Source organism: Duganella flavida, from assembly GCF_009857445.1.
Lineage (GTDB): Bacteria > Pseudomonadota > Gammaproteobacteria > Burkholderiales > Burkholderiaceae_D > Rugamonas > Rugamonas flavida.
Genome location: NZ_WWCN01000006.1, coordinates 46,516 through 71,007 on the forward strand (window position 1 = coordinate 46,516; position 24,492 = coordinate 71,007).

General features: G+C 62.8%; 21 protein-coding genes. 10 read left to right on the top strand and 11 right to left on the bottom strand.

Annotation, left to right across the window (positions count from 1 at the left end):
* The first annotated feature begins 5 nt into the window (after window positions 1-5).
* Genes GTP46_RS10850 through GTP46_RS10870 form a run of 5 tightly spaced genes read left to right on the top strand, consistent with a single transcriptional unit; the run spans window position 6 to window position 5,934 of the window.
* Window positions 6-1,358 (top strand): TadA family conjugal transfer-associated ATPase, encoded by a 1,353-nt coding sequence (locus GTP46_RS10850; protein WP_161006647.1) that lies wholly within the window; start codon window positions 6-8, stop codon window positions 1,356-1,358.
* Window positions 1,359-1,360: 2 nt separating this feature from the next.
* Window positions 1,361-2,335: a type II secretion system F family protein gene (locus tag GTP46_RS10855; RefSeq protein ID WP_161006648.1), complete on the top strand. Its 975-nt coding sequence runs from the start codon at window positions 1,361-1,363 to the stop codon at window positions 2,333-2,335.
* Window positions 2,336-2,345: 10 nt separating this feature from the next.
* Window positions 2,346-3,284, top strand: a complete 939-nt coding sequence (locus GTP46_RS10860) for a type II secretion system F family protein (RefSeq protein WP_161006649.1) — start codon at window positions 2,346-2,348, stop codon at window positions 3,282-3,284.
* A 17-nt stretch (window positions 3,285-3,301) separates the two neighbouring features.
* A complete protein-coding gene (locus tag GTP46_RS10865) occupies window positions 3,302-5,230 on the top strand; it encodes an Ig-like domain-containing protein (protein WP_161006650.1) in 1,929 nt (642 codons plus the stop codon).
* Window positions 5,230-5,934, top strand: coding sequence for an alpha/beta hydrolase (locus GTP46_RS10870; RefSeq protein WP_161006651.1), 705 nt, complete (start codon window positions 5,230-5,232; stop codon window positions 5,932-5,934). The genes GTP46_RS10865 and GTP46_RS10870 overlap by 1 nt, the downstream gene beginning before the upstream one ends.
* Here GTP46_RS10870 and GTP46_RS10875 read toward each other — a convergent pair whose 3' ends face one another.
* From GTP46_RS10875 to GTP46_RS10885, 3 genes are all read right to left on the bottom strand, one after another.
* Complete coding sequence (locus tag GTP46_RS10875; protein WP_161006652.1) at window positions 5,935-7,476, bottom strand: sensor domain-containing diguanylate cyclase; 1,542 nt, start codon at window positions 7,474-7,476, stop codon at window positions 5,935-5,937.
* Between the two features lie 61 nt (window positions 7,477-7,537).
* Window positions 7,538-8,578, bottom strand: coding sequence for a lipopolysaccharide heptosyltransferase II (gene waaF / locus GTP46_RS10880; RefSeq protein ID WP_161006653.1), 1,041 nt, complete (start codon window positions 8,576-8,578; stop codon window positions 7,538-7,540).
* Window positions 8,575-9,804: an O-antigen ligase family protein gene (locus tag GTP46_RS10885; protein ID WP_161006654.1), complete on the bottom strand. Its 1,230-nt coding sequence runs from the start codon at window positions 9,802-9,804 to the stop codon at window positions 8,575-8,577. The genes waaF and GTP46_RS10885 overlap by 4 nt, the downstream gene beginning before the upstream one ends.
* A 45-nt stretch (window positions 9,805-9,849) precedes the next feature.
* On the opposite strand from GTP46_RS10885, the gene GTP46_RS10890 reads away from it, so the two are divergent.
* Entirely contained in the window at window positions 9,850-10,662 is an 813-nt protein-coding gene (locus GTP46_RS10890) for a glycosyltransferase family 2 protein (protein WP_161006655.1), read from the top strand.
* A complete protein-coding gene (locus GTP46_RS10895) occupies window positions 10,659-11,735 on the top strand; it encodes a glycosyltransferase family 2 protein (RefSeq protein WP_161006656.1) in 1,077 nt (358 codons plus the stop codon). Before GTP46_RS10890 ends, GTP46_RS10895 begins: the two co-directional genes overlap by 4 nt.
* A 93-nt stretch (window positions 11,736-11,828) precedes the next feature.
* Here the strand turns inward: GTP46_RS10895 and GTP46_RS10900 are convergent, their stop codons facing one another.
* The gene (locus GTP46_RS10900; RefSeq protein ID WP_161006901.1) at window positions 11,829-12,437 is read right to left on the bottom strand and encodes a response regulator transcription factor; all 609 of its coding nucleotides are present in this window, start codon (window positions 12,435-12,437) and stop codon (window positions 11,829-11,831) included.
* On the bottom strand, window positions 12,427-14,055 hold the full coding sequence (locus GTP46_RS10905) for a sensor histidine kinase (RefSeq protein WP_161006657.1): 1,629 nt from the start codon (window positions 14,053-14,055) through the stop codon (window positions 12,427-12,429). Before GTP46_RS10905 ends, GTP46_RS10900 begins: the two co-directional genes overlap by 11 nt.
* Before the next feature lie 233 nt (window positions 14,056-14,288).
* Here GTP46_RS10905 and GTP46_RS10910 point away from each other — a divergent pair, with 233 nt between their 5' ends.
* The gene (locus GTP46_RS10910; protein WP_161006658.1) at window positions 14,289-15,254 is read left to right on the top strand and encodes a VirK/YbjX family protein; all 966 of its coding nucleotides are present in this window, start codon (window positions 14,289-14,291) and stop codon (window positions 15,252-15,254) included.
* Window positions 15,255-15,296: 42 nt separating this feature from the next.
* Window positions 15,297-15,530: a DUF6139 family protein gene (locus GTP46_RS10915; RefSeq protein WP_161006659.1), complete on the top strand. Its 234-nt coding sequence runs from the start codon at window positions 15,297-15,299 to the stop codon at window positions 15,528-15,530.
* A gap of 3 nt (window positions 15,531-15,533) precedes the next feature.
* On the opposite strand, the gene dnaE is transcribed toward GTP46_RS10915, so the two are convergent.
* From dnaE to GTP46_RS10930, 3 genes are all read right to left on the bottom strand, one after another.
* Window positions 15,534-19,076 carry a DNA polymerase III subunit alpha gene (dnaE, locus tag GTP46_RS10920; RefSeq protein ID WP_161006660.1) on the bottom strand — a complete coding sequence of 1,181 codons (3,543 nt, stop codon included), beginning with the start codon at window positions 19,074-19,076 and terminating at the stop codon, window positions 15,534-15,536.
* Window positions 19,077-19,145: 69 nt separating this feature from the next.
* Window positions 19,146-19,427, bottom strand: a complete 282-nt coding sequence (locus tag GTP46_RS10925) for a type II toxin-antitoxin system RelE/ParE family toxin (protein WP_202414230.1) — start codon at window positions 19,425-19,427, stop codon at window positions 19,146-19,148.
* The gene (locus GTP46_RS10930; RefSeq protein ID WP_161006661.1) at window positions 19,427-19,663 is read right to left on the bottom strand and encodes a ParD-like family protein; all 237 of its coding nucleotides are present in this window, start codon (window positions 19,661-19,663) and stop codon (window positions 19,427-19,429) included. The genes GTP46_RS10925 and GTP46_RS10930 overlap by 1 nt, the downstream gene beginning before the upstream one ends.
* A gap of 90 nt (window positions 19,664-19,753) precedes the next feature.
* On the opposite strand from GTP46_RS10930, the gene GTP46_RS10935 reads away from it, so the two are divergent.
* Complete coding sequence (locus GTP46_RS10935; protein WP_161006662.1) at window positions 19,754-20,635, top strand: sulfurtransferase; 882 nt, start codon at window positions 19,754-19,756, stop codon at window positions 20,633-20,635.
* Here GTP46_RS10935 and GTP46_RS10940 read toward each other — a convergent pair.
* The 3 genes from GTP46_RS10940 to GTP46_RS10950 all read right to left on the bottom strand — a co-directional run bounded on the left by GTP46_RS10940 (window position 20,632) and on the right by GTP46_RS10950 (window position 24,489).
* Window positions 20,632-21,720, bottom strand: coding sequence for an acyltransferase family protein (locus GTP46_RS10940; protein ID WP_161006663.1), 1,089 nt, complete (start codon window positions 21,718-21,720; stop codon window positions 20,632-20,634). The genes GTP46_RS10935 and GTP46_RS10940 overlap by 4 nt on opposite strands.
* Before the next feature lie 72 nt (window positions 21,721-21,792).
* Window positions 21,793-23,121, bottom strand: coding sequence for a TolC family outer membrane protein (locus GTP46_RS10945; RefSeq protein WP_371869627.1), 1,329 nt, complete (start codon window positions 23,119-23,121; stop codon window positions 21,793-21,795).
* A complete protein-coding gene (locus GTP46_RS10950) occupies window positions 23,122-24,489 on the bottom strand; it encodes an HlyD family type I secretion periplasmic adaptor subunit (protein ID WP_161006664.1) in 1,368 nt (455 codons plus the stop codon).
* Window positions 24,490-24,492 lie beyond the last annotated feature (3 nt).

Genomic DNA, 24,492 nt, shown 5'->3' on the forward strand with positions numbered 1-24,492 from the left:
GCATCATGAATACTCCCGTCTCCCTGCGCGAACGGTTGGAAAATACCGACATCCGCGGCTCCGGCCAGCGGACGCAAGGCGGTATCGACAACCGCGCTTACCAGAAACTCAAGCAGCGCCTGCACGCCGCGCTGCTGGACCGGGTCGACCTGGAAAGCATGCAGCGCCTGACGCAGGAGCAAATCCGCGTCGAGCTGCGCAACCTGGTCGAGAAGCTGCTGGAAGAAGACGCGGTGGTCATCAACGACGCCGAGCGCAAAACCCTGACGCGCGACATCCAGAATGAAATGCTGGGCTTCGGCCCGCTGGAACCGCTGCTGGAAGACCCGACCGTGTCGGACATCCTGGTCAACACCTACCGCCAGATCTATGTCGAGCGGCGCGGCAAGCTGGAGCTGACCGACGTCACCTTCAGCGACGACGCCCACCTGATGAAGATCATCGACAAAATCGTCTCGCGCGTGGGCCGCCGCATCGATGAATCGAGCCCGATGGTCGATGCCCGTTTGCCGGACGGTTCACGGGTCAACGCCATCATCCCGCCGCTGGCAATTGACGGCCCCATCATGTCGATCCGCCGTTTTTCGGCTGATCCGCTGCGCCTGGCCGACCTGGTGGCGTATGGCTCGATGACGGCCGACATGGCTGAAGTGCTGCAAGGCCTGGGCAAGGCCAAGGTCAACATCGTGATCTCTGGCGGTACCGGCTCCGGCAAGACCACCATGCTGAACGTGATCTCCGGCTTCATCGGCCAGACCGAGCGTATCGTCACCATCGAAGACGCGGCCGAGCTGCAGCTGCAGCAGCCGCACGTGGTACGGCTTGAAACGCGGCCGCCGAATATCGAAGGCAAGGGTGAAGTCACCCAGCGCGCGCTGGTGCGCAATGCGCTGCGGATGCGCCCTGACCGCATCATCCTGGGCGAGGTGCGCGGCGCCGAAGCGCTGGACATGCTGGGCGCCATGAACACCGGCCACGAAGGCTCGATGGCCACCATCCACGCCAACACCCCGCGCGACGGCCTCACCCGCTTGGAAAACATGATCTCGATGGCGGCCGCCAACCTGCCGACCAAGGCCATGCGCCAGCAAATCAGTTCCGCAGTCGGCGTGGTGATCCAGGTCTCGCGTCTGACCGACGGCAAGCGTAAAGTGATGTCGATCCAGGAAGTCACTGGCATGGAAGGCGAGATCATCACCATGCAGGAAATCTTCAGCTTCAAGCAGACCGGCCTCGGTGAAGACGGCCGGGTGCTGGGCCAGCACTCCGCCAGCGGCATCCGCCCGCGCTTCCTCGAACGGCTGCGCAACTTCGGCATCAACATCGGCTCAACCGTGTTTGATCCAGCGGGGCTCTGATCATGGACTTGCGGCTGTTGCTGTTCATTCTGCTGATTTTCGCCGCCGTCGGGCTGCTGGTGTGGGGCATCTACACCAGCTGGAACAACGCGCGCGGCCCGGAAGCGGAACGCATCGCGCGCCGCCTGCGCAACGCCATCGGCGACAGCGGCAGCGAATTGGCGGTGTCTATCACCAAGGAACGTACGCTGTCGCAAGACCCCAGCATCCAGCAGCTGCTGATGCAACTGCCGGGCATCCAGAAGCTGGACCGGCTGCTGCTGCAAACCGGACGCAGCATGAGCGCGGCACAATTGTCGGCGCTGATGGCCGGCTGCTTCCTGATTGGCTTCATCCTCGCCAGCTCGCTCAAGCTGCCGTGGTTCGGACGCCTGATGCTGAGCAGTCTGGTGGCCGCGCTGCCGGTGCTGGAAGCCATACGCGCCAAGAACAAGCGCATCCTGCGGATTGAATCACTGCTGCCGGATGCGCTCGACATGATGGGCCGCGCCATGCGCGCCGGCCACGCCTTCCCTACCGCACTGAAAATGGTCGGCGAAGAAATTCCCGATCCGCTCGGCGCCGAGTTCCGCATCGTGTTTGATGAAGTCAACTTCGGCGTCTCGATGCCGGACGCGCTGATGAACCTCGCACTGCGCGTGCCCAGCACCGACTTGCGCTACTTCGTGATCGCTGTGCTGATCCAGCGCGAAACCGGCGGCAACCTGACCGACTTGCTGGCATCCATCAGCGCCATCATCCGCGACCGCCTCAAACTGCTGGGACAAGTAAAAGTCATGTCAGCCGAGGGCCGCATGTCGGCCTGGGTGCTGGGCCTGATGCCGTTTGCCGTCGGCGGGCTGGTGTCGGTGGTCAATCCCGGTTCGCTGGAAGTGCTGTTCACCGATCCGGGCGGCCGCAAAATGCTGACCGTGGCCGCCGCGCTGATGGTGATCGGCATGTTTGCGATCCGCCGCATCACCACGATCCGCATCTGATGAGAGCGCCATGACCATTATTCAGCTCATGTTCCTGTTCGTGGTGTTTATCGCCGTATTTGCCGGCGTGGTGCTGGCGGTGCGCCTGTTCACCGCCAATCCGGTCAAGGACCGGCTGGAAGCGCTGCACGACCGCAGCCAGGTTACGCGCAAGAGCGCAGTGTGGATCGAGGCCATCGTCAACTTGGCAGCGCCGCTGGCCAAGCTGTCGCTGCCGACCGAAGGCTGGGAAAATTCGCCGGTGCGGATGCGCTTCATCAACGCCGGCTGGCGCACGCCATCGACGCCGGCGCTGTTCTTCGCCGGTAAAACCGGACTGGCGGTGCTGCTGCCGCTGGTGGTGTTCCTCTACCTGAGCAGCAAGGCCGTGGCCACCGACGGCAACGTCAAGATGTTCTGGATGGTGATGGCGGGCGGCGCCGGCTACTACCTGCCCAACATCATCCTCAACCACGTGGTGAAGACGCGCCAGCGCGACATCTTCGAATCTTTCCCTGACGCGCTCGACCTGATGACGGTGTGCGTGGAAGCCGGCCTGGCAATGGATGCCGCCCTCGCCCGCGTGGCCAACGAGATCGGTTTGAAAAGCGTGGTGCTGGCCGAAGAAATGCAGCTGGTGACGCTGGAACTGCGTGCCGGCAGCGCCAAGGATAAAGCGCTGCGCAACCTGGCGCTGCGCACCGGTGTGGAAGACGTCGACGCCTTGGTCACCATGCTGATCCAGGCCGACCGCTTCGGCACCAGCATTGCCGACTCGCTGCGGGTACAGTCCGAACAGCTGCGCACCAAGCGCCGCCAGCGCGCCGAGGAACACGCGGCCAAGATTTCGCTCAAGCTGCTGTTCCCGCTAATCTTTTTCATTTTCCCAAGCTTGCTGGTCGTGCTGCTGGGCCCTGCGATGCTGAACCTGTACCGCAACCTGCTGCCCGCAATGGCCGGAACCAATTGATCACTTCAGGAGACACCATGATTTTGCGCTGGATCGACCGACTCACTTACTATGCATTGGCCGTTTTATGCGCCGCCGTGCTTGCCGCCTGTGGCGGCGGCGGTAGCGGCAGCAGCGGCTGCACCACCATCGATCCCACCCGCGACAGCAGCCTGCCGGGCTGCAGCACCACCAATCCGACCACGCCGACCACCAAGCCGACCCTGGTCATGACGCTGACCAACGCCAGCGGCGCTGCCGTCACCACCATCGCGCCGGGCGCCACCGCCACCCTGAGCGCCGTGCTCAAGGACGCCAACAACGCCGCCGTACCCAACATCGTGGTCACCTTCACCAGCACCGACCGCAACGCCGTGTTCTCCTCGGCGATCGGCACCGCCGTCACCGACGGCACCGGCAAGGCCACGGTGCAGATCGGCCCCGGAGCCACCAGCACGGCCGGCGGCTACGTGGTCAGCGCCAACGCCACCGTCGCCAGCACCGCGCTGTCGGCCAGCGCCAACTATGCCATCGGCGCCTCCACCGGCGCAGCGGCCAGCCAGCTGACCTTCGTTTCGGCGCTGCCGCAAAACATCGCGCTGAAAGGCACCGGCGGCGCCGGCCGCCAGGAAAGTTCGACCGTCACCTTCAAGGTGCTGGACGCCAACGGCAATCCGGTAGTGGGCCAGCAAGTCAACTTTGCGCTCAACACCACCGTCGGCGGACTGACCCTGACTGCCGCCAGCGCTACCAGCGGCACCGGTGGCCTGGCCACCACCACCGTTAATTCCGGCACCGTCAACACGCCGGTGCGCGTCACCGCCACGCTGGCCGGTAGCAGCACCAGTACCCTGTCCGACCAGCTGGTGGTGTCGACCGGCGTGCCTGAGCAAAACAGCTTCTCGCTCAGCGCCGCCATCAAGAACGTCGAGGGCGGCCAGTTCAACGGCTGCGCCGCACCGACCGGCACCGTGATTACTGCCCGCCTGGCCGACCACTTCCACAACCCGGCGCCGGACGGCACCGCTGTCAGCTTCACCGCCGAGGGCGGCAGCATTGATGCCTCCTGCCTGACTGGCCTGACGCAAACCACGTTGACCGACGGCAGCGTGGTCACGCAAAAAGGCACGCCGGGCGAATGCACGGTACGTTTCTGCGCCGGCAATCCGCGTCCGGCCGACGGCCGCGTCACCATCCTCGCTTACGCACTGGGCGAGGAAAGCTTTGTCGACACCAACGGCAATAACCGCTACGACGCCGGCGAGCCATTCACCGACCTCGGCGACCCGTTCCGCAATGACCGTGCCATCAGCGATGCCAACGCCAACGGCATCGACGACGCCAACGCCAGCGGCAACGCAGTGCGCGCCAGCGGCGAGCAGTACATCGATTCCAACGGCAACAGCAGCTGGGACCAAACCGGTAACGGCACTTACAACGGCGTGCTGCAAGCGACGCCAAGCGTAGGCACGGTGCACGTGCGCGGCGCGCTGGTGATGGTGCTGTCCAACAGTACGCCGGCGGTCAGCCTGCTCAGCAGTGCGACCGGCACCGGCACGCTGGCACTGTCCCATTGCACCAACGGCATCACTTTCGTCAACGATACGCGCAGCTTCAGTTTTGCCATCCGCGACAATAACCCGACCGTGTTTGCCACCAACCGCATGTCGCTGCACAGCGGTGATCCGCTGTGGCTGGCCGACCGTCCAGGCAACCCGCTGCCGGCCGGCACCACCATCCAGTTCAGCAGCTCCAACGGCGCCATCCTGGGCGGCACCACCGTCACCGTGCAAAACACCAACGCGGCCGATTCCAGCGCCTGGGTGTACAGCATCCCGATGATCAGCGATGCTTCGCAAGATGCGGCGCTGAACTGCACCAACACCATCACCAGCGGTGCGCTGACCGTCACCATCACCACGCCGAACGGCAGCGTCTCGCGCGTGAATTTCCCAGTGACGGACTGATGACACAGCAGCCCGCGCCCTACGCCGACGGCCGCCTGCACGCGCGGCCCGAGGTGCTGCGGCAGCTGGCGCATCACCGCCAGCCGCCACTGGCAGCGGGCACCCACCAGCTGGCGTTTGCCGACGGCCACAAGGCGGTGCTGCATGTACCCGCCAATGCGGGTACGGACCAGCGCCTGCTGCACCTGCTGTTGTGGCTGCATGGCGCCGGCGGCCAGCACGGCGGCGGCGACCACATCGCGCTGGCGCATGCGATCCGCCACGGCGTGCTGCTGCTGATACCGGATGCGCATGGCAGCAGCTGGGACTTCCTGCACGGCGGCTTTGGCACGGACCTCGCTTTCATCGACCGGCTGATGCTGTGGACCATGCAGCGCTACGAGATCGACGAGCAGCAGATGGCCATAGCCGGCTTTTCCGACGGCGCTTCGTATGCGCTGTCGGTGGGGCTGATGAACGGCCATTTGTTCCGCGATATCCTGGCGTTTTCGCCCGGCTTCATGGCGCCGCTGCGGCGCGAGGGACAGCCGCGCGTGTTTGTCTCGCACGGCAAGGAAGATCGCGTGCTGGCAGTGGCGCGCGGCGCCGCCATTGCCCAGCGGCTGGCGCAGGAAGGCTATGACGCGAGGTACGAGGAATTCGACGGCGCCCACATCGTCTCACCACCAATCGCACGCGCCGCGCTGCATCGGCTCGAACAGTAGCTACACCTCGGCCTGGGCCTGCGCCAGGCAGACGCGGTTGCGCCCTTCCGACTTGGCCACGTACAGCGCCTTGTCGGCCGCCTCCACCAGCATATGCGCCAGATGCACGCCGCGCTTGGGCGTGATGGTGGCAACGCCGGCACTTAACGTGACGTGGCCGAAGCTGCTGCCGCTGTGCGCCATCTGCAAATTCTCCACCGCGCGCCGGATGCGCTCAGCCACCGCCTCCGCGCCCTGCAAGTCTGTGCTCGGTAACAGGATGCCGATTTCCTCGCCGCCGTAGCGCGCGCTGAGGTCGCCGGGCCGCTTGGGCGTGAGCGCCTTGATCAACTTGCTCACCGCGCGCAGCACCTCATCGCCGGCACTGTGGCCATAGACATCGTTGTACTGCTTGAAGTAGTCGACATCGATCATGATGAAGGCCAGCGTGCTGCCATGCCGGGTGGCGCGGCTGAACTCGTTGCCCATCGTGACATCAAGCTGGCGCCGGTTGGCCAGCCCGGTCAAGCCGTCCTGCATGGCTTGCCGCTCCAGCGTGCGGTTGGCGCTTTCCAGCGCATCGCGCGCCTTGCGCAGCTCGGCCTCGGCCAGTTCGCGCAGCTTGATCTGGCTCACCAGCCGCTTGCCGAAAAAGCCGATCAGCGCCGCCAGCACGACCACCCCGATCGAGCGGGTGAAGGTGTCGCGCCGCCAGCGCTCCAGCATTTCCTCGCGCGACAAGGCTGCCGTGACAAACAGCGGATAGTGCTCCAGCGGGCGGAAGCTGTTCAGGCGCAGTTCGCCGTCGTGCGAGGAATGGAAGACATGGCTGCCAATACGGCCAGCGCCGCTCTGCTGGGCGTAGTAGCGATACAGCTCGCTGTCGCGCATGCTGCCGCCGACGCGGTCGCTGTCGAAGGGCTGGCGCAGCATCAGCACGCCGGTATTGGAGACCAGCGCCACCGCGCCGCGCGCGCCAACGTCAAAGCTTTGGTAGAAGCGGCGGAAGTAGTCGATGTCCAGCGTGGCCAGCACCACGCCGCCGAAGCTGCCATCGGCCTTATTCAGGCGGCGCGACACCGGCATGATCCACTTGCCGGTGGAACGGCTGATCACCGGGTCGCCCACGTGCGGACCGCGCTCCTCGTGGGTGCGGTGGAAGATGAAGTATTCGCGGTCGGCATTGTTGTAAGCCTGGCTGGTGACGCCGCGCGAATTGACCAGCCAGCGGCCACGCTCGTCGTACACGAATAAACCCACCAGCTGTGGCAAATTCGCCACCTGCGCCGCCATTTGCCGCTGCACCCGGGCCAGCGCCTTATCGCCCTGCCCTTCGGTCTCGATGCGCTCGACGATGTCGGCCAGCGAGGTGTCGGCCGCCTTGATGGTGTCGTCAGCCTGCTGCGCCATGGCGCGCGCCACGTTGGCGCCCAGGCGTTCCATCTCCTGCAGCTGGCCGCTGCGCGCATTCACGCTGCGCCAGACGTCGATCACGACCAGCGACAGGCAGACCACGCTGACGAACACCGTGGCCCAGAAAGTGATGGAGTATCGCTTCAACATGGTTGCGCGCGGGGTTTGGGCACTCCTTGCTTTATACCCCAAAACGGCGCCGCTGTGCCGTTCAGCGCGCCAGCATCGGTTGTAGTTTTTGCCATGCCAGGTCCGGCGTCAGCTTGACCATGCAATCCTGATGGCCCAGCGGGCATTCGCGCTGCTTGCACGGCGCGCAGTCGAGCCGCAGCGATAGCGAAGCCGCCAGGTCGGAAAACGGTGGTGCGTGGTCGGGATCGGTGGGGCCATACAGCGCCAGCACCGGGCGGTTCAGCGCCGAGGCGATGTGCAGCAGGCCGGAGTCGTTGGCGACCACCGCTGCCGCGCGGGCGATCAGGGCGAAGGCTTCCGGCAGGCTGGTGGCGCCGGCCAGGTTGAACACGGCAGCGCCTTCCGGCAGCGCTGCCGCTACTTCAGCGCAGGCTTCCTTGTCCTTTGGCGAACCGAGCAGCGCGATTTGCGTGGTCGGATCGCGCTTCAGCACTTCCTGCGCCAGACCGGCGAAGTGGCGCGCCGGCCAGCGCTTGGCGCCGCCGAATTCCGCCCCCGGCGCCAGCGCCAGCATCGGCCGCGACTGGTCGATGGCAAGGCGTTCGCACACGGCGGCAATCTGCGCCGGCGGCACCACCAGCCGAGGACGCGGCAGCGCGGCGCGCAGGCCGGGGCCTTGTACCGTCACCGGTGACTTGGCCAGCGCCGCGTAAAACGCCACCATCGGGCGCGGCGGCACTTCGTCATGGTGCATCACATTGATCATGCCGTAGCGGCTTTCGCCCTTGTAGCCGACCCGCTGCTTGATGCCAGCCAGCCACGGGATCAAGGCGTACTTGATGGTGTTGGGCAGGATGTAGGCATCGGCATAGCCGCGCTTGCGCAGCAGGCGGGCGTATTGCCAGCGCTGCTTGAGTTGCAGGGCGCCGTGGCGGAACGGGGTTTCCAGTACCTCGTCCACCTCGGCGGCCTGACGCCACACGGCGGCTACCGCCGGCGGCGCCAGCACGTCAATCGGCCGCTCCGGATGGGCGGCGCGCAGCAGTTGCAGCAGCGGCTGCGCCATGACGGCGTCGCCGATCCAGTTGGGGGAAATAATCAGGGTCCGCAATTCGCTCACTGCGCTTTCTCCTTTGCGTTCAGGCACAGTCCTGCCAGCAGGAATAGCATCATCGCGTAAAACATATTGCTGCGCACCGACCAGAAGATCACTTCCGTCAGGCCAAAGCTAAAGTAACTCAACACCAGCAGCATGCCAGCCAGCGCCGGCGCATTCAGGTGGTCGCCCTGGCGCAGCTGGCGGCGGAAGAACATAAAGGGCACCACCAGCGTCGCCCCCCAGGCCAGTAGCCCGGCCACGCCGCCAAACACCAGCGCCTGCAAAATATCGTTGTGGAAGTGCTCGAACTCCAGCACGTAAGGGTGGACGCGCCCGGTGCGCACCAGCTCTTCCATCTCCTGCTTGACGGTCGGAATGGAGGCGCCCAGCAGCGGATGGCGCTCGATCAGCTGCAGCGCGCTGCGCCACAGTTCCAGCCGAATGCCGACGCTGGTGTAGGTCTGGCCGCCGTTGAAATACTGGTGCACATCGCTGAAACCTTCGTCGATGCGCTCGCGGGCGCCGGTCTGTGGAATAAAGTAGGTGCTCACCACCAGCGCCAGCGCCAGCAGCGCCAGGCCCTTGCGCAGGCGGCCGCGCAGCACGTGGCCGTAGCGCACCAGCAGCACCGCCGCAAACACGATGGCGACCCAGCCGCCGCGGGTACCGCTGGCGATCGAGCCGATCAGGCCGGCCAGCGCGCCGAGGCCAGGCCAGATGGCGCGGCGGCCGACAAAGTCCAGCGTCCCGGCCAGGCACATCAGGGCCATGCACAGCATGATGTCGCCAAAGGTAATCGAATTGATCAAGCCGCCCGGACGCTCCAGCCCCAGCCACCAGCGCTGGTAGACGATGAAAGAAGCGCCAGCCACGGCGCCGGCGATCAGGCCCCACCACAGGGCCTTGCGGCTGGGACGGCAGGCCAGCACGGTCAGCATCACGGTGGAGGCGGCCAGCATGCGGAACGGTTTTTCCAGATCGCGCAAGCGGCCGTCACCACTGAGCAAGCCCAGTACGATGGCCAGTAACAGCGTCGCGCCAAACGCTACCAACACGCCGCGAATCTCAGTAAGATGGCGCAACAGTTCAGGCCAGCCCCGGCGCCAGGTCAGCGCAGCCGTGATCAGGAAGGCGAAACTGCACAAGCCGAGCCCGGGACGGGTAATCAGCAGCAGGAACGGAAACGCGAAAATCAGGCTGTGGATAAAGACAGTGCTGGCAGGGGACTGGGCTGAGGTATTATTCATTCATATTATCGTTTATTGCAAAAAAGCAATCCGCTACAGCACGCTATGCCATTCGACCTTATTTCTGTCGTTATCACCACCTACAACCGGCCGGATGCCTTGAGCGCCGTGGTCGAAGCCTGCTTCGCCCAGGACGACCTCGGGTTCGAAATCATTATCGCTGATGACGGCTCCGGCCACAACACACAGCAGGCCGTGGCTGCGCTGCAAGCCCGTTCGCCGGTGCCGCTGCGCCACGTGTGGCAGGAAGACCTGGGTTTCCGGGCAGCGCGCGCGCGCAACCTCGGCACCCTCGACGCGCACGGAGAATACATCATCTTCCTCGACGGCGACTGCGTCCCGCAGCGCAATTTTATCAGCCAGCACCGCAAGCTGGCGCAGCGCGGCTACCTGGTGCAGGGCAGCCGCATCCTGCTCAACGAAGCCGCCACCGTGCGCGTGCTGAGCCAGCATCTTGACTTGCAGGCGCTGGGCGCGGCCGACAAGCTGGCGTGGCGCCGCGCGGGCGACCTCAACAAAGTGCTGCCGCTGCTGTTCACCCTGCCCGACGTGGGCCGCACCAGCCGCCGCTTCACCTGGCGCCGCATCAAGAGCTGCAACCTGGCCGTGTGGCGTTCCGACCTTGACCTCGTCAATGGTTTCGATGAAAGCTTCCTCGGCTGGGGCCATGAAGATTCCGACCTGGTGGTTCGCCTGTTCAATGCGGGGGTAATGCGCAAAGACGGCGCCTACGCCACCGAAGTGCTGCACCTGTGGCACCAGGAAAACGCGCGCGACCAGGAAACCAGCAACCGCGCCACTGTACTGCAGCGCGCCGCCGACCGTACCGTTTTGGCCGTGAAAGGATTGCGCGCATGAAGCCGCAACAAGCCGATGCCCCGCTACTGAGCATCCTCGTCCCCGGCTACAACGTCGGCCGCTTCATTACCGACTGCCTCGACCACATCGTCGCGCAGATGCACCATCGGCATGAGCTGATCATGGTGGACGACGGCTCTACCGACGACACCGTGGCGCGCGTGCAGGCGGTGCAGGAAGCCTATCCACGACTGCAGGTGCGGCTGGTGGTGCAGCCCAACCAGGGCATTTCCGACGCCCGCAACCGCGCCCTGCTGGAAGCGCGCGGCGAGTACATCCTGTTTGTCGACAGCGACGACCGCCTGCTGCCTCGTTCGCTGGAAGCGCTGGAACGGGTAATCGAGGACAAGCGTCCGGACGTGATCGCCACCGCGCTGCGCATGTGGCATCCGGATGCACCGGACAAAGACCGCGACGTCTACATGAGTTACGCGCCGGACCAGACCATCACCTGCCAGGATACCATCCTGACCTCCTTCCTCAACGACCGCCACATGTACGTGTGGTGCAAAGTATTCCGGCGTGAGATTTATGCGCAGGAGGCCATGCCGCTATTCCCGTCGCGCCGCCTGTTCGAGGACGTGGCGGTGGTGCCGCGCCTGCTGCAGCGCTGCCGCAGCCTGGTGTATCTGCCGCATGTGCTGCTGGCGTACCGGCAGCACCCGGTCAGCATCACGCGGGTGATCAGCGAGCAGTGGTGTGTGGATTTTGTGTCGGCGCTGGCGGCGGTCAAGCCGCATTTCGAGCGCGCCGGTGTGAGCGCGGCGGTACGCGCGCAGTTTGACGTGGCGGTGTGCCACTTCTACATCGGCATGGTGAAGAATTCCTACCAGCTGCCGGCCAAGACCGGCAACGCGGTGCGCGGCAAAGTGCGCGGGATCTTTTTGGACAGCCTGTTCGCGCCGCCGAAGGAAGTACTGGCCGACATGGCCGGCAACGGCGGCGACGCCCACACCGCGCGCCAGGTACAGCGGGCACTGGACGGCAACCGCTGGTTCCACTTCCAGCAAACAGCGGTGCGCAAGCTCAAGCTGTGGCAACGCCTGGAACGCACCCGCGCCGCCCAACGCTAACCCGGGGTCAGTTCTGCCAATCGGACACGAGCCCTGCCGTAGCGGCCGCTACGGCAGGGCTCGTGTCCGATTGGCAGAACTGACCCCGGGTTGTTATTCGCTTTCGAGCATGCTGATGCGGACCAGGTCGGCGACGTTGTCCACGCCCAGCTTGCTCATCAGGCGCGCCTTGTGCACTTCTACCGTGCGTACGCTGATGCCCAGCGCCGGGCCGATGTCGCGGTTGTGGCGGCCCAGCACCACCAAATCCATCACTTCGCGCTCGCGCGGCGTCAGCTCACTTAGCAGGTTAGCGCTGCGCGAGCGGCGCTGCTGCTCGCTGTGGTTGTTACGCGCCCGCGCCAGCGCTTCGTCGATGGCGGCAATCAGCTTGGCATCGTCAAACGGCTTTTCCAGGAAATCCACCGCGTCGGCCTTGAACGCCGCGCGCGCCGTGCTGACGTCGCCGTGGCCGCTCATCACCACCACCGGCATGGCGCTGCCGCGATTGATCAGCTCGCGCTGCAAGGCCAGCCCGTCCATGCCCGACATGCGGATGTCGACCAGCAGGCAACCGCTCCAGCCCTGCTGCCAGCCCTGCAGGAAAGCCTCGGCGCTGGAAAACACTGCCGTCCGGTAGCCGCGCACGCCCAGCAGCAAGCCCAGCGCATCGCGCACGGCTGGATCGTCATCGACGATGAATACGGTTAAATCATGCTGCAACATAGTTTTCCTGCCCTTCCACTACGCGGCGCGCCAACGGCAGCGCCATCTTGAATATGCCGTGATCGCCCACTTCGGCCCAGAGCGAGCCGCCGTGCGCTTCCATAATGGCCCGGCTCAGCACCAGGCCCAGTCCCATGCCAGTGGCCTTGGACGATACAAAAGGTTCAAACAAGCGCGCCGCCAGTTCGGCTGACACGCCTTTACCGCTGTCTTCCACGGTCAGCTGCAAACAACTGCCCTTGCCGCGGCGCTTGCTGTCCAGCACCTGCAGCGAGACCGTGATGCGGCGCTCCCCTTCTGGCTGCTCCTGCACCGCATCCAGCGCATTGGCCAGCAAGTTGCGCAGCACCAGCTCGATCTGCAGACGGTCGGCCAGCATCGCCAGCGGCGGCAAGTCCTCCACCTCCAGCGCCACGCCGTGCTCGCGCAGCTGGGCGAAGAATTGCTGGCTCACCGTGGACACCAGCTGCGCCGCATCTACCGGTTCCAGCTTCATGGCGCCGGTGCGGAAGAAATCGCGCAAGCGCCGTACCACATCCGCCGCCCGGCCCGACTCGGCAATCATGCGCTGGATGGCGTTTTTCAGCATCTCGCCATCCTTGCCGCCGCTGTCGTTGCGCTCGAGCAGGAACTCGCAAGCCTTGCCGTAGGCGCCCAGCGCCGTCAGCGGCTGGTTCAGTTCGTGCGCCAGCGCGGCTGCCATCTCGCCCGCCGCCGCCAGCCGCAAGGACTGCTTCAAATCGTTCGATACCTGGCGCAGCTCGTCGACCACAATGCCGATCGAAAAGCCCACCAGCGCCAGCATGGCGTCCAGCATCTGCAACTCCGGCACCTCGATGTTGATGGCGTTATTCCACTTCACCAAAGCGCCTATGCCCAGTTGCAGCACAAACACCATCAACGCCGTCCCGTACAAGCCCTGGCGCGACGCCGCCCAGATCACCGGCAGGAACAGGAAATAAAAATGCTTGAATTCCGAGGTGACGATGGTGCCGAACACCAGCGTCAGCACCACGATCGACAAGCCCAGGTAGCCCAGCGTCTCATAGCGCCACACCGTCACCCGCAAGCGCTGCCGCCCGTGCGCGCTGGACAGCATCCACACCAGGGGCATCGACACCAGCACCCCCACCATGTCGCCGATGCCAAAGCGCAGCACCACCGCGCCCCACTCGCCCGGCGGGATCAGCCCGGCCAGCGACAGCAGCGACATGTACACCATGTCATTCAGCAGCGCGCCGCTCACTACGATCAACACCCACTGGAACAGCCGGTTGCGGCTGTCGAACACGCCGCTGCTGCCGAAAGTCCGCTTCAGCACCACCCCGATCAAGCCATAGCCGAGGGTCAGCCACACCGACAACAGCAAGGTCAGCACCAGCCCGGCCGGCATGCCGCGCACCAAAATCTCGCCCAGCACCAGCGCAATAAACCAGGGCAGCGCCGCACGCCAGCCATACACCAGCCAGCACACCAGCCCCAGCGCCGGGTCCGGATTCCAAGGCGTGATATTCAATCCGTACAACGGATCGATATAGGTCGCCCAGTCAAATAACAGGTACAAGGCGATGAACGCCGGGAATACCAGATAGCGGGGCAAAGGGGATGCGGTCATACGGGCCAGGTTGTATCGCAATGTATCATTATGCGTTGCTACCGCACATCTTGCATTGCTTTTTGCTAGTACGTGTAACCCTTATCACAGCAGCATCCCCTCTATACAACAGTTCAATTATCGAAGCGGCAATTATTACGGGTATTCCGTAGTTCTTTACCCCAATTTACATTGCGTTACATGCCAGATACAATACTAAATCATTCACAAAGCTGTTCTTTTTGAAAGTTCCGATGCCGCAGTCCATCACCATCCGCTCCGGCGTTGCAGGCTTTACCGGCCTGAAGCAATTGCGTGAAACCCTGAAGCTCTCCGTCCGCGCTGCGCTGCACCGCCAGTCCACCTTTGGCTGGCTGGAACTGCTGAACTCTCACCCCCTGTTTATCGAGCTGGTCAAAGCCCGCCCGCGCCTGCTGTACAAGATTTACCGCCCTTACCTGAGCAACACCATTGCCTGCAGCGAGCGCGTCGCACTGCTGAGCGCGCACTACCGCCACGTATTCCGTCACGGCCTCGGCCCGCTGACGGTGCAGGCGGCGCGCGGCGCCGTCACGCTGGCCAGCGTGGAAGGCAAGAGCGGCCTGCCCTACCAGCTGCAACTGCGCGCCATCGAGCCGATGGAGCGTGAAGGCGAACTGGTGCTGCAACTGCTGCAAGGCGGCGACCTGGTCTACAGCTGCGCGTTTTCCTTCGTCCACAGCGAGCGCGGCATGCTGCTCGGCGTCGGCTGCATGCAAGGCCCGCGCGGCGAGCACGGCCTGCAACTGATTAAGGACGCTACCCGCGAATTGCACGGCCTGCGTCCAAAAAACCTGATGATCAAGCTGCTCAGCCAGTTTGCCCGCGACCATGGCTGCAGCGCCCTGCGCCTGGTCAGCAACGCCAACCGCGTGGTGCACAGCGCCACCCGCCAAGGCAAAGTGCACGCCGACTACGACGCCCTGTGGCAGGAGCTGGGCGCACAACCGCGCGCCGACGGCGACTACCAGCTGGATAGCGAAACCATCTGCGCCCCCGACCTGGCCGCCATCGCCTCCAAGAAACGCTCGGAAGCGCGCAAGCGCCACGAAACCCTGTGCGAACTGGCCCAGGCTATGAACGCCAGCCTGCGCGCGCCGCGCATGGAAGCCGTCCCTAGCACGCTGGAGCCGGTGTTCATTGCGGTGGACGACGACGAGGATAAGTACGCACTAGCGTAAAAAAATCCGGTAACATGGGCTTTTCGTCAAAGGAGAAATGCCATGCGCGTGGATATTTATTGCCGAGATGAAGCACAGGGCAAACACAGCTACCTCGCTGTCCCGGAAGGCAAGCCGATTCCGGAAGAAGCCACCAACACCGACTGGCATCCCGAAGCCAGCCACGTGGAAGTCGACGACGACCACGACGACCTCCCCAGATACCACATTGAACACGCACTGGCGCAGATCGGCGACAAAGGCTACGCCATCACTGGCGTAGCCCAGCAGTTCTAAACGCTAGTATTCGACCGCGACCTCTTTGGCGCCCAGCACCTGCTGGAGCGCCAGTTGCAGTTCGTCCGATGGCGCCACGCGCCACGCCTCGCCCAGCTGCAACACGCAGCTGACGCCTTGTGGCGTGATGCGCGCGGAAATCGGCAGGCCGTCGGCTTGGCGGAATGGCGCCAGCACTTCGGCCACCTTTTTCGCATCGACCGTGGTCGGCAGCGCCATACCCAGCTGCTTGCCGTGCTTGACGCGCGAGCTGATGATGTCGAACACCTTCTCGGCCGAAATGCGCAAGCCGCCATTGAAGCGGTCTTCCGACACCTTGCCGATCACCGCTAGGAATTCATCTTCCTTGAACATGTGCTTGTGCTCTTCGAACACCTCCGAGTACACCGTCACTTCCACCACCGCGCTCTTGTCGTCCAGCGTGACGATCAGGATCTTGCCGCGCTGGGTCATCTGCGGACGGATGCCGGTGATCACGCCACACAGCATGCGCGGATCGCGCGACGGCTCGAGGTCGGCCAGCTTGGTACGCGCAAAGCGGCGCGCTTCCGTGGCAAACGAATCGAACATGTGGCCGGACAGGTAAAAGCCCAGCGCGATCTTTTCTTCGGCCAGCTTCTGGCGGTCGGTGAACGGCTCGGCCTTCACATAATCCGGCGGCGGTTCAAGGTCGCTGTCATCACCACCAAACAGGCTGACCTGGTTGGCCGACTTGGCCTGCTGGTCAGCGTACTCCATCGCGAAGCTGACCGAGGCCAACAGCACCGCGCGGTCGACGCCGAAGCCATCAAACGCGCCGGCGCGTATCAGGGATTCGATGGTGCGGCGGTTGATCTGCTTCTTGTCCACACGCTTGCAGAAATCGAACAAGCTGGTGAACGGGCCATCGGCATTGCGCGACGCAATAATCGCCTCGATCGCATTCTGGCCAGCGCCCTTGCAAGCGCCCAGGCCGTAGCGGATCTGCGTGACTTTTTTTCCGGTGACCGACGGCGCCGGGCCGTCAGGCACAAAGCGGAAGTCGGACTTGTTGACGTCCGGCGGCAGGATGGTCAGGCCGCAGATGTCGATCGCATCTTCCACCAGGATCTTGACCTTCTCGGTGTCCTCCATCGCCAGCGACATATTGGCTGCCATGAACGCGGCCGGATGGTGGGCCTTCAGGTAGGCGGTGTGATACGACAGCAGCGCGTACGCAGCGGCGTGCGACTTGTTGAAGCCATAGCCCGCGAACTTTTCCATCAAGTCGAAAATCTCGTCGGCCTTTTGCGCGGTCAGGCCATCCTTGGCGGCGCCGGCGCGGAAGATTTCGCGGTGTTCGGCCATCTCCTCGGCTTTTTTCTTACCCATCGCGCGGCGCAACATGTCAGCGCCGCCCAGCGAGTAGCCGCCGACGATCTGCGCCATCTGCATCACCTGCTCCTGGTACACCATGATGCCGTAGGTTTCAGACAGAATCGATTCGGTGCGTGGATCCGGGTAGTCGAATTTTTCGCCGTGCTTACGTTTGCAGAAGTCCGGAATCAGGTCCATCGGGCCCGGACGGTACAGCGCCACCAGCGCGATAATGTCTTCAAAGCGGTCGGGACGCGCGTCTTTCAGCATGCCCTGCATGCCGCGCGACTCCAGCTGGAACACGGCCACGGTTTTGGCCTTGGTCAGCAGGTCGTACGAGGGACGGTCGTTCAGCGGCAGCTTGGCCAGGTCGAATTCCGACTCTTCCGGATCCAGCGCCTTGATGTAGCGCACTGCGCGGTCAAGAATGGTCAGGGTCGTCAGACCCAAGAAGTCGAACTTCACCAGGCCGACGGCTTCCACGTCGTCCTTGTCGTACTGCGACACCACGCCCGAATCACCGGACTGCGTGTACAGCGGGCAGAAATCGGTCAGCTTGCCCGGCGCGATCAGCACACCACCGGCGTGCATGCCGATGTTACGGGTGATACCTTCCACCTGCTGCGCCAGGTCCAGCAGCTGCGCCACTTCTTCCTCGTTTTGCTGGCGCTCTTTCAGCATCGGCTCTTCTTCGATCGCCTCGGCAATCGACACCGGCTTGCCCGGCTTGAACGGGATCAGTTTCGAGACGCCGTCGCAGAAGTTGTAGCCGAAGTCCATCACGCGGCCGACGTCGCGGATCGCGCCCTTCGCCGCCATGGTACCGAAGGTGGCGATCTGCGACACCGCATCGCGGCCGTACAGGTCTTTCACGTGCTGGATCACCAGCTCGCGTTTCTCCTGGCAGAAGTCAATATCGAAGTCGGGCATCGATACCCGTTCCGGATTCAGGAAACGTTCGAACAGCAGGTTGTACTTGAGCGGATCAAGGTCGGTAATCTTCAGCGCGTACGCCACCAGCGAGCCCGCACCGGAACCACGGCCCGGGCCGATCGGCACATCGTTATTCTTGCCCCACTGGATAAACTCCGCCACGATCAGGAAGTAACCCGGGAACTTCATGTTGATGATGGTGTCGTTCTCGAACTTCAGGCGGTCTTCATAGCGCTGGCGATTGGCTTCGCGCTTGACCGGATCCGGATACAGCTGGATCAAACGCTCTTCCAGGCCCTTCTGGGTTTCGGCACGCAGGAACTCATCGATGGTCATGCCCGGCGTTGGGAAGTTCGGCAACTGCGGCTTGCCCAGCACCAGCGTCAGGTTGCAGCGCTTGGCGATTTCCACCGAGTTTTGCAGCGCGGCCGGCAGGTCGTGGAACAGCTGGCCCATCTCGGCCTGCGTCAGGAAACGCATCTGCTCGTTGAACTTGCGCACGCGCTTGGCGTTGGCCAGCATCTCGCCCTCGGCGATACAGATCCGCGCCTCGTGCGCGATGAACTCGTCCTGCGACAGGAATTGCACTGGATGGGTGGCCACCACCGGCAAGCCCAGCTTGGACGCCAGCGCCACCGAGTGGCGCACCTGCATCTCCTGGTTGGCCTGGCCGGCGCGCTGGATCTCGATGTAGAAATGGCCGGGGAAAATGCTGGACCATTTTTGCGCATTGGCTTCGGCCAGCGCCGGGTTGCCGTTTTCGATGGCCGTGCCGATGTCGCCGAAATGGGCGCCGGACAGGGCGATCAGGCCGTTGGCCGGGGAATCATCTGGCAGCAGCGCGTAAGTCTTGGAGGTGAGCTCTTGCAGCCACTCGGTGCGGATCTCGGCGCGGCCCTTGTAGGTATTAGTGAGCCAGGCTTGCGACAGCAGTTCGCACAGCTGCAAATAGCCCATGCGGTTTTTCGCCAACAGCATCAGGCGCGACGGCTTCTCGCGGTTGTCATCGTTAGTGATCCAGACATCGACGCCGACCACCGGCTTGATACCCTTGCCGCGCGCTGCCTTGTAGAACTTCACCATGCCGAACATATTGGCCAGGTCGGTGACCGCCAGCGCGCCCTGCTTATCCTTGGCGGCCTGCTTGATCAGATCGTCGATGCGGACCAAGCCGTCGACGATGGAATATTCCGAGTGCACGCGCAAATGGACGAAAGACGGTCCCGCCGGCACCACTGCAGTACCGGTCATTTCTTGTTCGTTTGCTACCATGTTCATAGGGGCGGTCAATACTGGTTCAATAACCCCCTATTTTACCGCGCAGCGGCCAGAACCGATAAAACTGATTCAGCCTGAACGTTTGATATCACGATAAAAATTTTCGTGCGGGCCGACTGCTTCCAGATAGACCAGCCGTATGCCGTCATCGAGCGTGTAGCCCAACAGATAAAGCTGTCCCGAGCTACGAAACTTATGCACCCAGAGCGACGCCAGATCGCCTTTTTTGCGCTCGCCGCTGTGCGGATCCGCATGCACGGCAGCTACCGCGACATCCACATCGGCAGCGGTCTTATCCCGCAGTTTCTTGTACTGGCGGGCAAATCGCCTGGTCTGCCGCACCTCCCACATTATTTGCTCCGGCTGCTACGCGGCACGAACGGCTGGGCATCCTCGCGCGGTTCAGCCAGCGACGCCAGCGACTCTGCGATAAAACTGACCGGCAAATCCGGGTTATCCAGCGCCGCGCGCCCCACCCGGGCCCAGAACTCAATTTGACCCGCGATCGAGCGATGCTCTATGGCGGCGTCCTGTTTGGCTTGCTCGTACAACTCCTGATTGATACGAATTGAAGTGCTCCCCGCCATCGCAACCTCCATTTACTACAATTGTGGTAATAATCTTAGCACTGGAACGCGTATAATGTCGCCTTCCCCTTTTTTGATTACTTAACCATCATGCAAGCTAATACTGCTTTACAAGCTGAAGCGCATGCTGGCGCTGCGTCCCAGCACGTCAACATCGCCGCCTACAAATTCGTCACCTTCGACAACACCGAAGAGATGCGCCCACAGTACCAGGACATCTGCGCCCGCCTGGACCTGAAAGGCACCATCCTGCTGACCCCGGAGGGCATCAATATGTTCCTGTCCGGCCCGCGCGGCAATATTGACGAGTTCCTGGCCTGGGTCCGCAGCGACGCCCGTTTCGCCGACCTGGAAGTGAAGGAAAGCTTCTCGGCCGAGCAATCGCACAAGCGCATGCTGGTCAAGATCAAAAAAGAAATCATCACCATGCGCATGCCGCTGATTAAGCCGGAAGAAGGCCGCGCCCCGTTCGTCGAAGCCCACACGCTCAAGCGCTGGCTCGACAACGGCGTCGACGACCACGGCAAGCCGGTGGTGATGGTCGATACCCGCAATGATTTTGAAGTGGACGTCGGCACCTTCGACAACACCGTCGATTACCGCATCAAGAAGTTCACCGAATTCCCGGACCTGATCGCCGCCCACAAGGATGACTTCGAAGGCAAGACCGTGGTCACCTTCTGCACCGGCGGCATCCGCTGCGAAAAAGCCGCGATCCACATGCAGAACATCGGCTACGACAACGTCTACCAACTGGAAGGCGGCATCCTGAAATACTTCGAGGAAGTCGGCGGCGCCCACTACACGGGCGACTGCTTCGTGTTCGACTACCGTACCGCGCTCAACCCGAAACTGGAACCGACCGAGACCGTGCAATGCTTCGTCTGCCGCTCGGTCGTGACGCCGCGCCAGCAGCTGTCACCGGAATACGTGTACGAGAAATCGTGCCCGCATTGCTACGGCAAGAACTAAAGCAGGCGCCGGCGCACGCGCTGCTGCGCCGGCAATTCAAACCAGCGATACAGGAAGTAAGCCGCCACCATGCTGGCGGTGAGGAACAGCGCCAGGAAGCGCACGCTGTGATACGGAATCGCCACACCGCGCCAGTTGCACACCAGCGCCAGTGCCAGCTGAATCGGGAAGTGGATCAGATAGCTGGAATAGGTCATATTGCCGGCAGCCTCGACCCACTGCTGCCAGCGCGGCGACACATGCAGGTCGCGCGCCAGCAGAAACAATAGCACCGGCAAGTAGGCCAGCAGGAACATCGGCGCCACCTGGTCGTGCGGACGGTTGGACAGATACAAGCCCACCGGCGCCACCAGCGCCACACCCAGCAAGGCATAATTCAGCACCCGCGCAGACGACCAGCGGACATAGGCCAGCGCCGCCATACCGCCGGCAAAGAAATAGCCCACTGCGTCCACCACCGGCACCACCTGGTTGCCCCACTTCCACTTCGCCAGCGTGCACGCCAGCAGCACGGCAGCGCTCACCCAGACCGAACGGCCAAGCAGGCGCAGCACCAAAAAGAACAACAGGTACACCAGCACTTCCACCGAAATTGACCAGATCGGCGCGTTGAAACTGTAGCCATCCTGTAGCCCCCAATGACTGGCCATGAACAGGTTCAGGAGGAAATGCCAGGCATCGTTATGCTGATAAACGAAGTAGTAGCCGCGCTGGGCAAAATATACCAGTTGCAGTGCGCCCACCAGCAGCAGGGTGGCAAAATGCAGCGGATACAGGCGCGAGAAGCGCAGCACAAAAAAGCGGCGCGCGCCGATCCGGCCTTCGCCGATGGCCTCGCTGTATTTCCAGAAAAAGATGAAGCCGCTGATGCTCCAGAAGATCTGCACCCCATAAAAGCCGTAGCGGTAAAACAGGGCGAAGGCGTGGTACAGCGGCTGCTGTTCCGTCACAAAATCAACCGGCTTATCCGCCACGAAAGAGAAATGCTGGTAGTGCCAAAACAGCACGGCTATCGCGGAGAGAAACCGCAGGACTTCCAGTCCCAGAAATTTGCTATTCTTATCGTGCGAGGCTGGCGGGGACATGAACCGGAATAAAGAAAGAAAAAGGCATTCTACTGCCAGCGCTGGCGCTGTGCCATAGAATGCCCGATCGGATTACTCGAAGTGTGCCGACATCAGGCGCACATCTTCCGCCGATAAGGTGCCGGCCACGGCGCGCAGGCGCAGCGCCGAAATCATGTAGTTGTAACGCGCCTGTGCCAGATCGCGCTTGGCCGTGTACAACTGGCGTTGCGCGGACAGCAAATCGAGATTGATACGGACGCCGCCCCGGATGCTTTTCTGGGTCGCCGTGATCAACAGATTGGCCGACTCCTCCGCCTTCATCAGCGCATCGATACGCGACACGCTGCTGACAATCTGGTTGTAGTTGCGACGCAATTCCACCAGATTTTTATCCTGTTGGATTTCCAGATCCTGGCGCGCCTTTTCCTGGCCAGCTGCAGCCTGGCGGGCTGCCGCACTCACCGCGCCGCCCTGGTAGATCGGGATGGTCACCTGAAAACCGATGCTGCGCACCTTGAATTCATCATTGATGGTGGACGAGGTTTCCGACCCGGTCTTGCCGTAGGTGCCGGTCAGGTCCACGCGCGGGGCATGGCCGGCGCGCTGCTTGTTGTATTCCTGCCGGGCTACTTCCACGCCCTTGGCCAGCGCTTTGAGGTCCGGATTCTGTTCCAGCGCCGTCTTTTTCCATTCCTCAAACGGCTTCAGGTCGTCGTTCGCCACGCGGAAACCCGGCCGCAAATGATCCAGCGCCACCACCTCCTGGCCGACCAGGCTGGACAGCGTATCTTTGGCCGACATCAGCTCATCCTGCGCTTCCAGCACCTGCGCTTCGGCCAGATCCAGGCGGGAACGCGTTTCCAGCACATCGGTGCTGGTGCCCTCGCCCTTCTTGAACAGCAACTCGTTGACCTTGATCTGCTCGACATACATATCGCGCTCCGCGCGCGCCAGCGCCAGCTGGTCTTCCTTGAGCAGCGCTTCCATATAAGCCCCGGCCACGCGCAGGATCATTTCCTGCGTCGCCGCAGCAAACTGGTCTTCGGCCTGCGCGCTTTGCGCCGTGCCCTGCTTGTAGCGTGCCCAGGCGTCCAGGTTGAACAAGGTCTGGCGCACCTGCACCGTCGAATTCAGGGACTGGTAATCCTGGGCGCCGCTCTTGCCGAAGTAGGTTTCCGTATTGCGGTTTTGCGTCTTGCTATAGTTGCCGGTGACACTGGGCAGGAGGCCCGCGCGTCCCAGGATGCGGTTTTCCTTGCCGCCTTCAGCGTTGTAGTAAGCGGCCCGATAGGACGGGTCATGCTGCGCCGCCGCCTCATAAGCCTGCATCAGGCTCATCGCCGAGGCGTCTACTCCCAGCAACATTCCAGCCGCGCCCAGCGCCAGCGCCAGCTTGCGTACGATCAGTTTAGCGGCCACTTAATCCTCCGACATCGAAGTCTTGGCACGGTCGAAGATCGGCTTCATCAGATAATTCATCATGGTGCGCTCACCCGTCTTCACAAACAACTCCACCGGCATGCCCGGCACAACCGCCAGCTTATGCTCGGCAATCAGCTTGGCGCCTGCCGGCGTCACCCGCGCCCGCACCTTGTAGTATGGCTGGCCATTGCGTTCATCCACGGTACGGTCAGCCGCCACCTGGATCACCTCGCCTGGAATATGCGGCGTGCGGTTAGTGTTGAAGGCCGAGAAAATCAGCTCGGCTGGCAAGCCAGGGTGGACCTTGTCCACCAGATTGACCGCCAGTTGGCCTTCCACCACCAGCACGTCATCGGTCGGCACGATTTCCATCAGCTTGGAGCCGGGCGAAACCACGCCGCCCTTGGTAAACACGGTGCTACCGACCACCACGCCGTCCACCGGTGACTTGAGCTCGACGTTGGCCACGTCGTACCGTTGGCCTTGCAGACGGCCGGCCAGCGATTCGGCCTCTTTATGCACTTCAGACAGCTGGCTGCGGACCTCCTTCTGGTATTCCTGCTGGCGCTGGGCGCGGTGCAGGTTGGCCTCATTGACCTGACTGCGGTAGCGCGCCAGATTGCCAGTGTCCTCCGAAATAGTGCCGCTGATCTGTGCGTAGCTACGCTCCAGCTCCAGCAAATGACTGCGCGGAACGAACCCTTCTTTCACCAAGTCGCGGTTATTGTCGAGCTGTTCCTTGATATATGCCAGCTGCACCTTTTTGCTTTCGCGCGACTCTTCCAATCCATGAATCTGCGAAATCAAGCCAGACGCAGTCTCGCTCATTGCCTGCAACTCATTTTCGAGTGCCAGGCGGCGCGAGCTAAGCAACTGGCGTTGCAGATCCATACTTTCCTTGACACGCGGATCTGCCTGGTAAGACATGAGGTCCTTCGGCAAGAGTACATTGCTGCTGCCACCCAGTTCGGCCATCAGTCGGGCTTCGGCTGCACGGTCGACGATATATTGCGCCAGGGTTGCCTCCAGCGCCGAACTAACCTGAGTATCGTTCATGCGGACCAGCACCTGGCCAGCCTTGACGACATCGCCGTCACGCACCAGGATGTCCTGCACCGTACCAATGGTCGGATATTGAATCGCCTTGCGATTACCCTCCTTGGTCACAAAGCCCGACAGCGGAACGCCTTTGTCCAGCGGTGCAAAAGTGGCCCACAGCAGAAAACCCAGTACACCAGCCAGCACAACAATCCAGCCAACCTTGGCGTAAGCGCCCGAATCGGTGTTGACCGTCAGTGGGGTGACATCATGGGTAATGACTTCGGTTGCCGGCTCGGCCGGCTTCTTGATGAGATGGTTCGACATGGT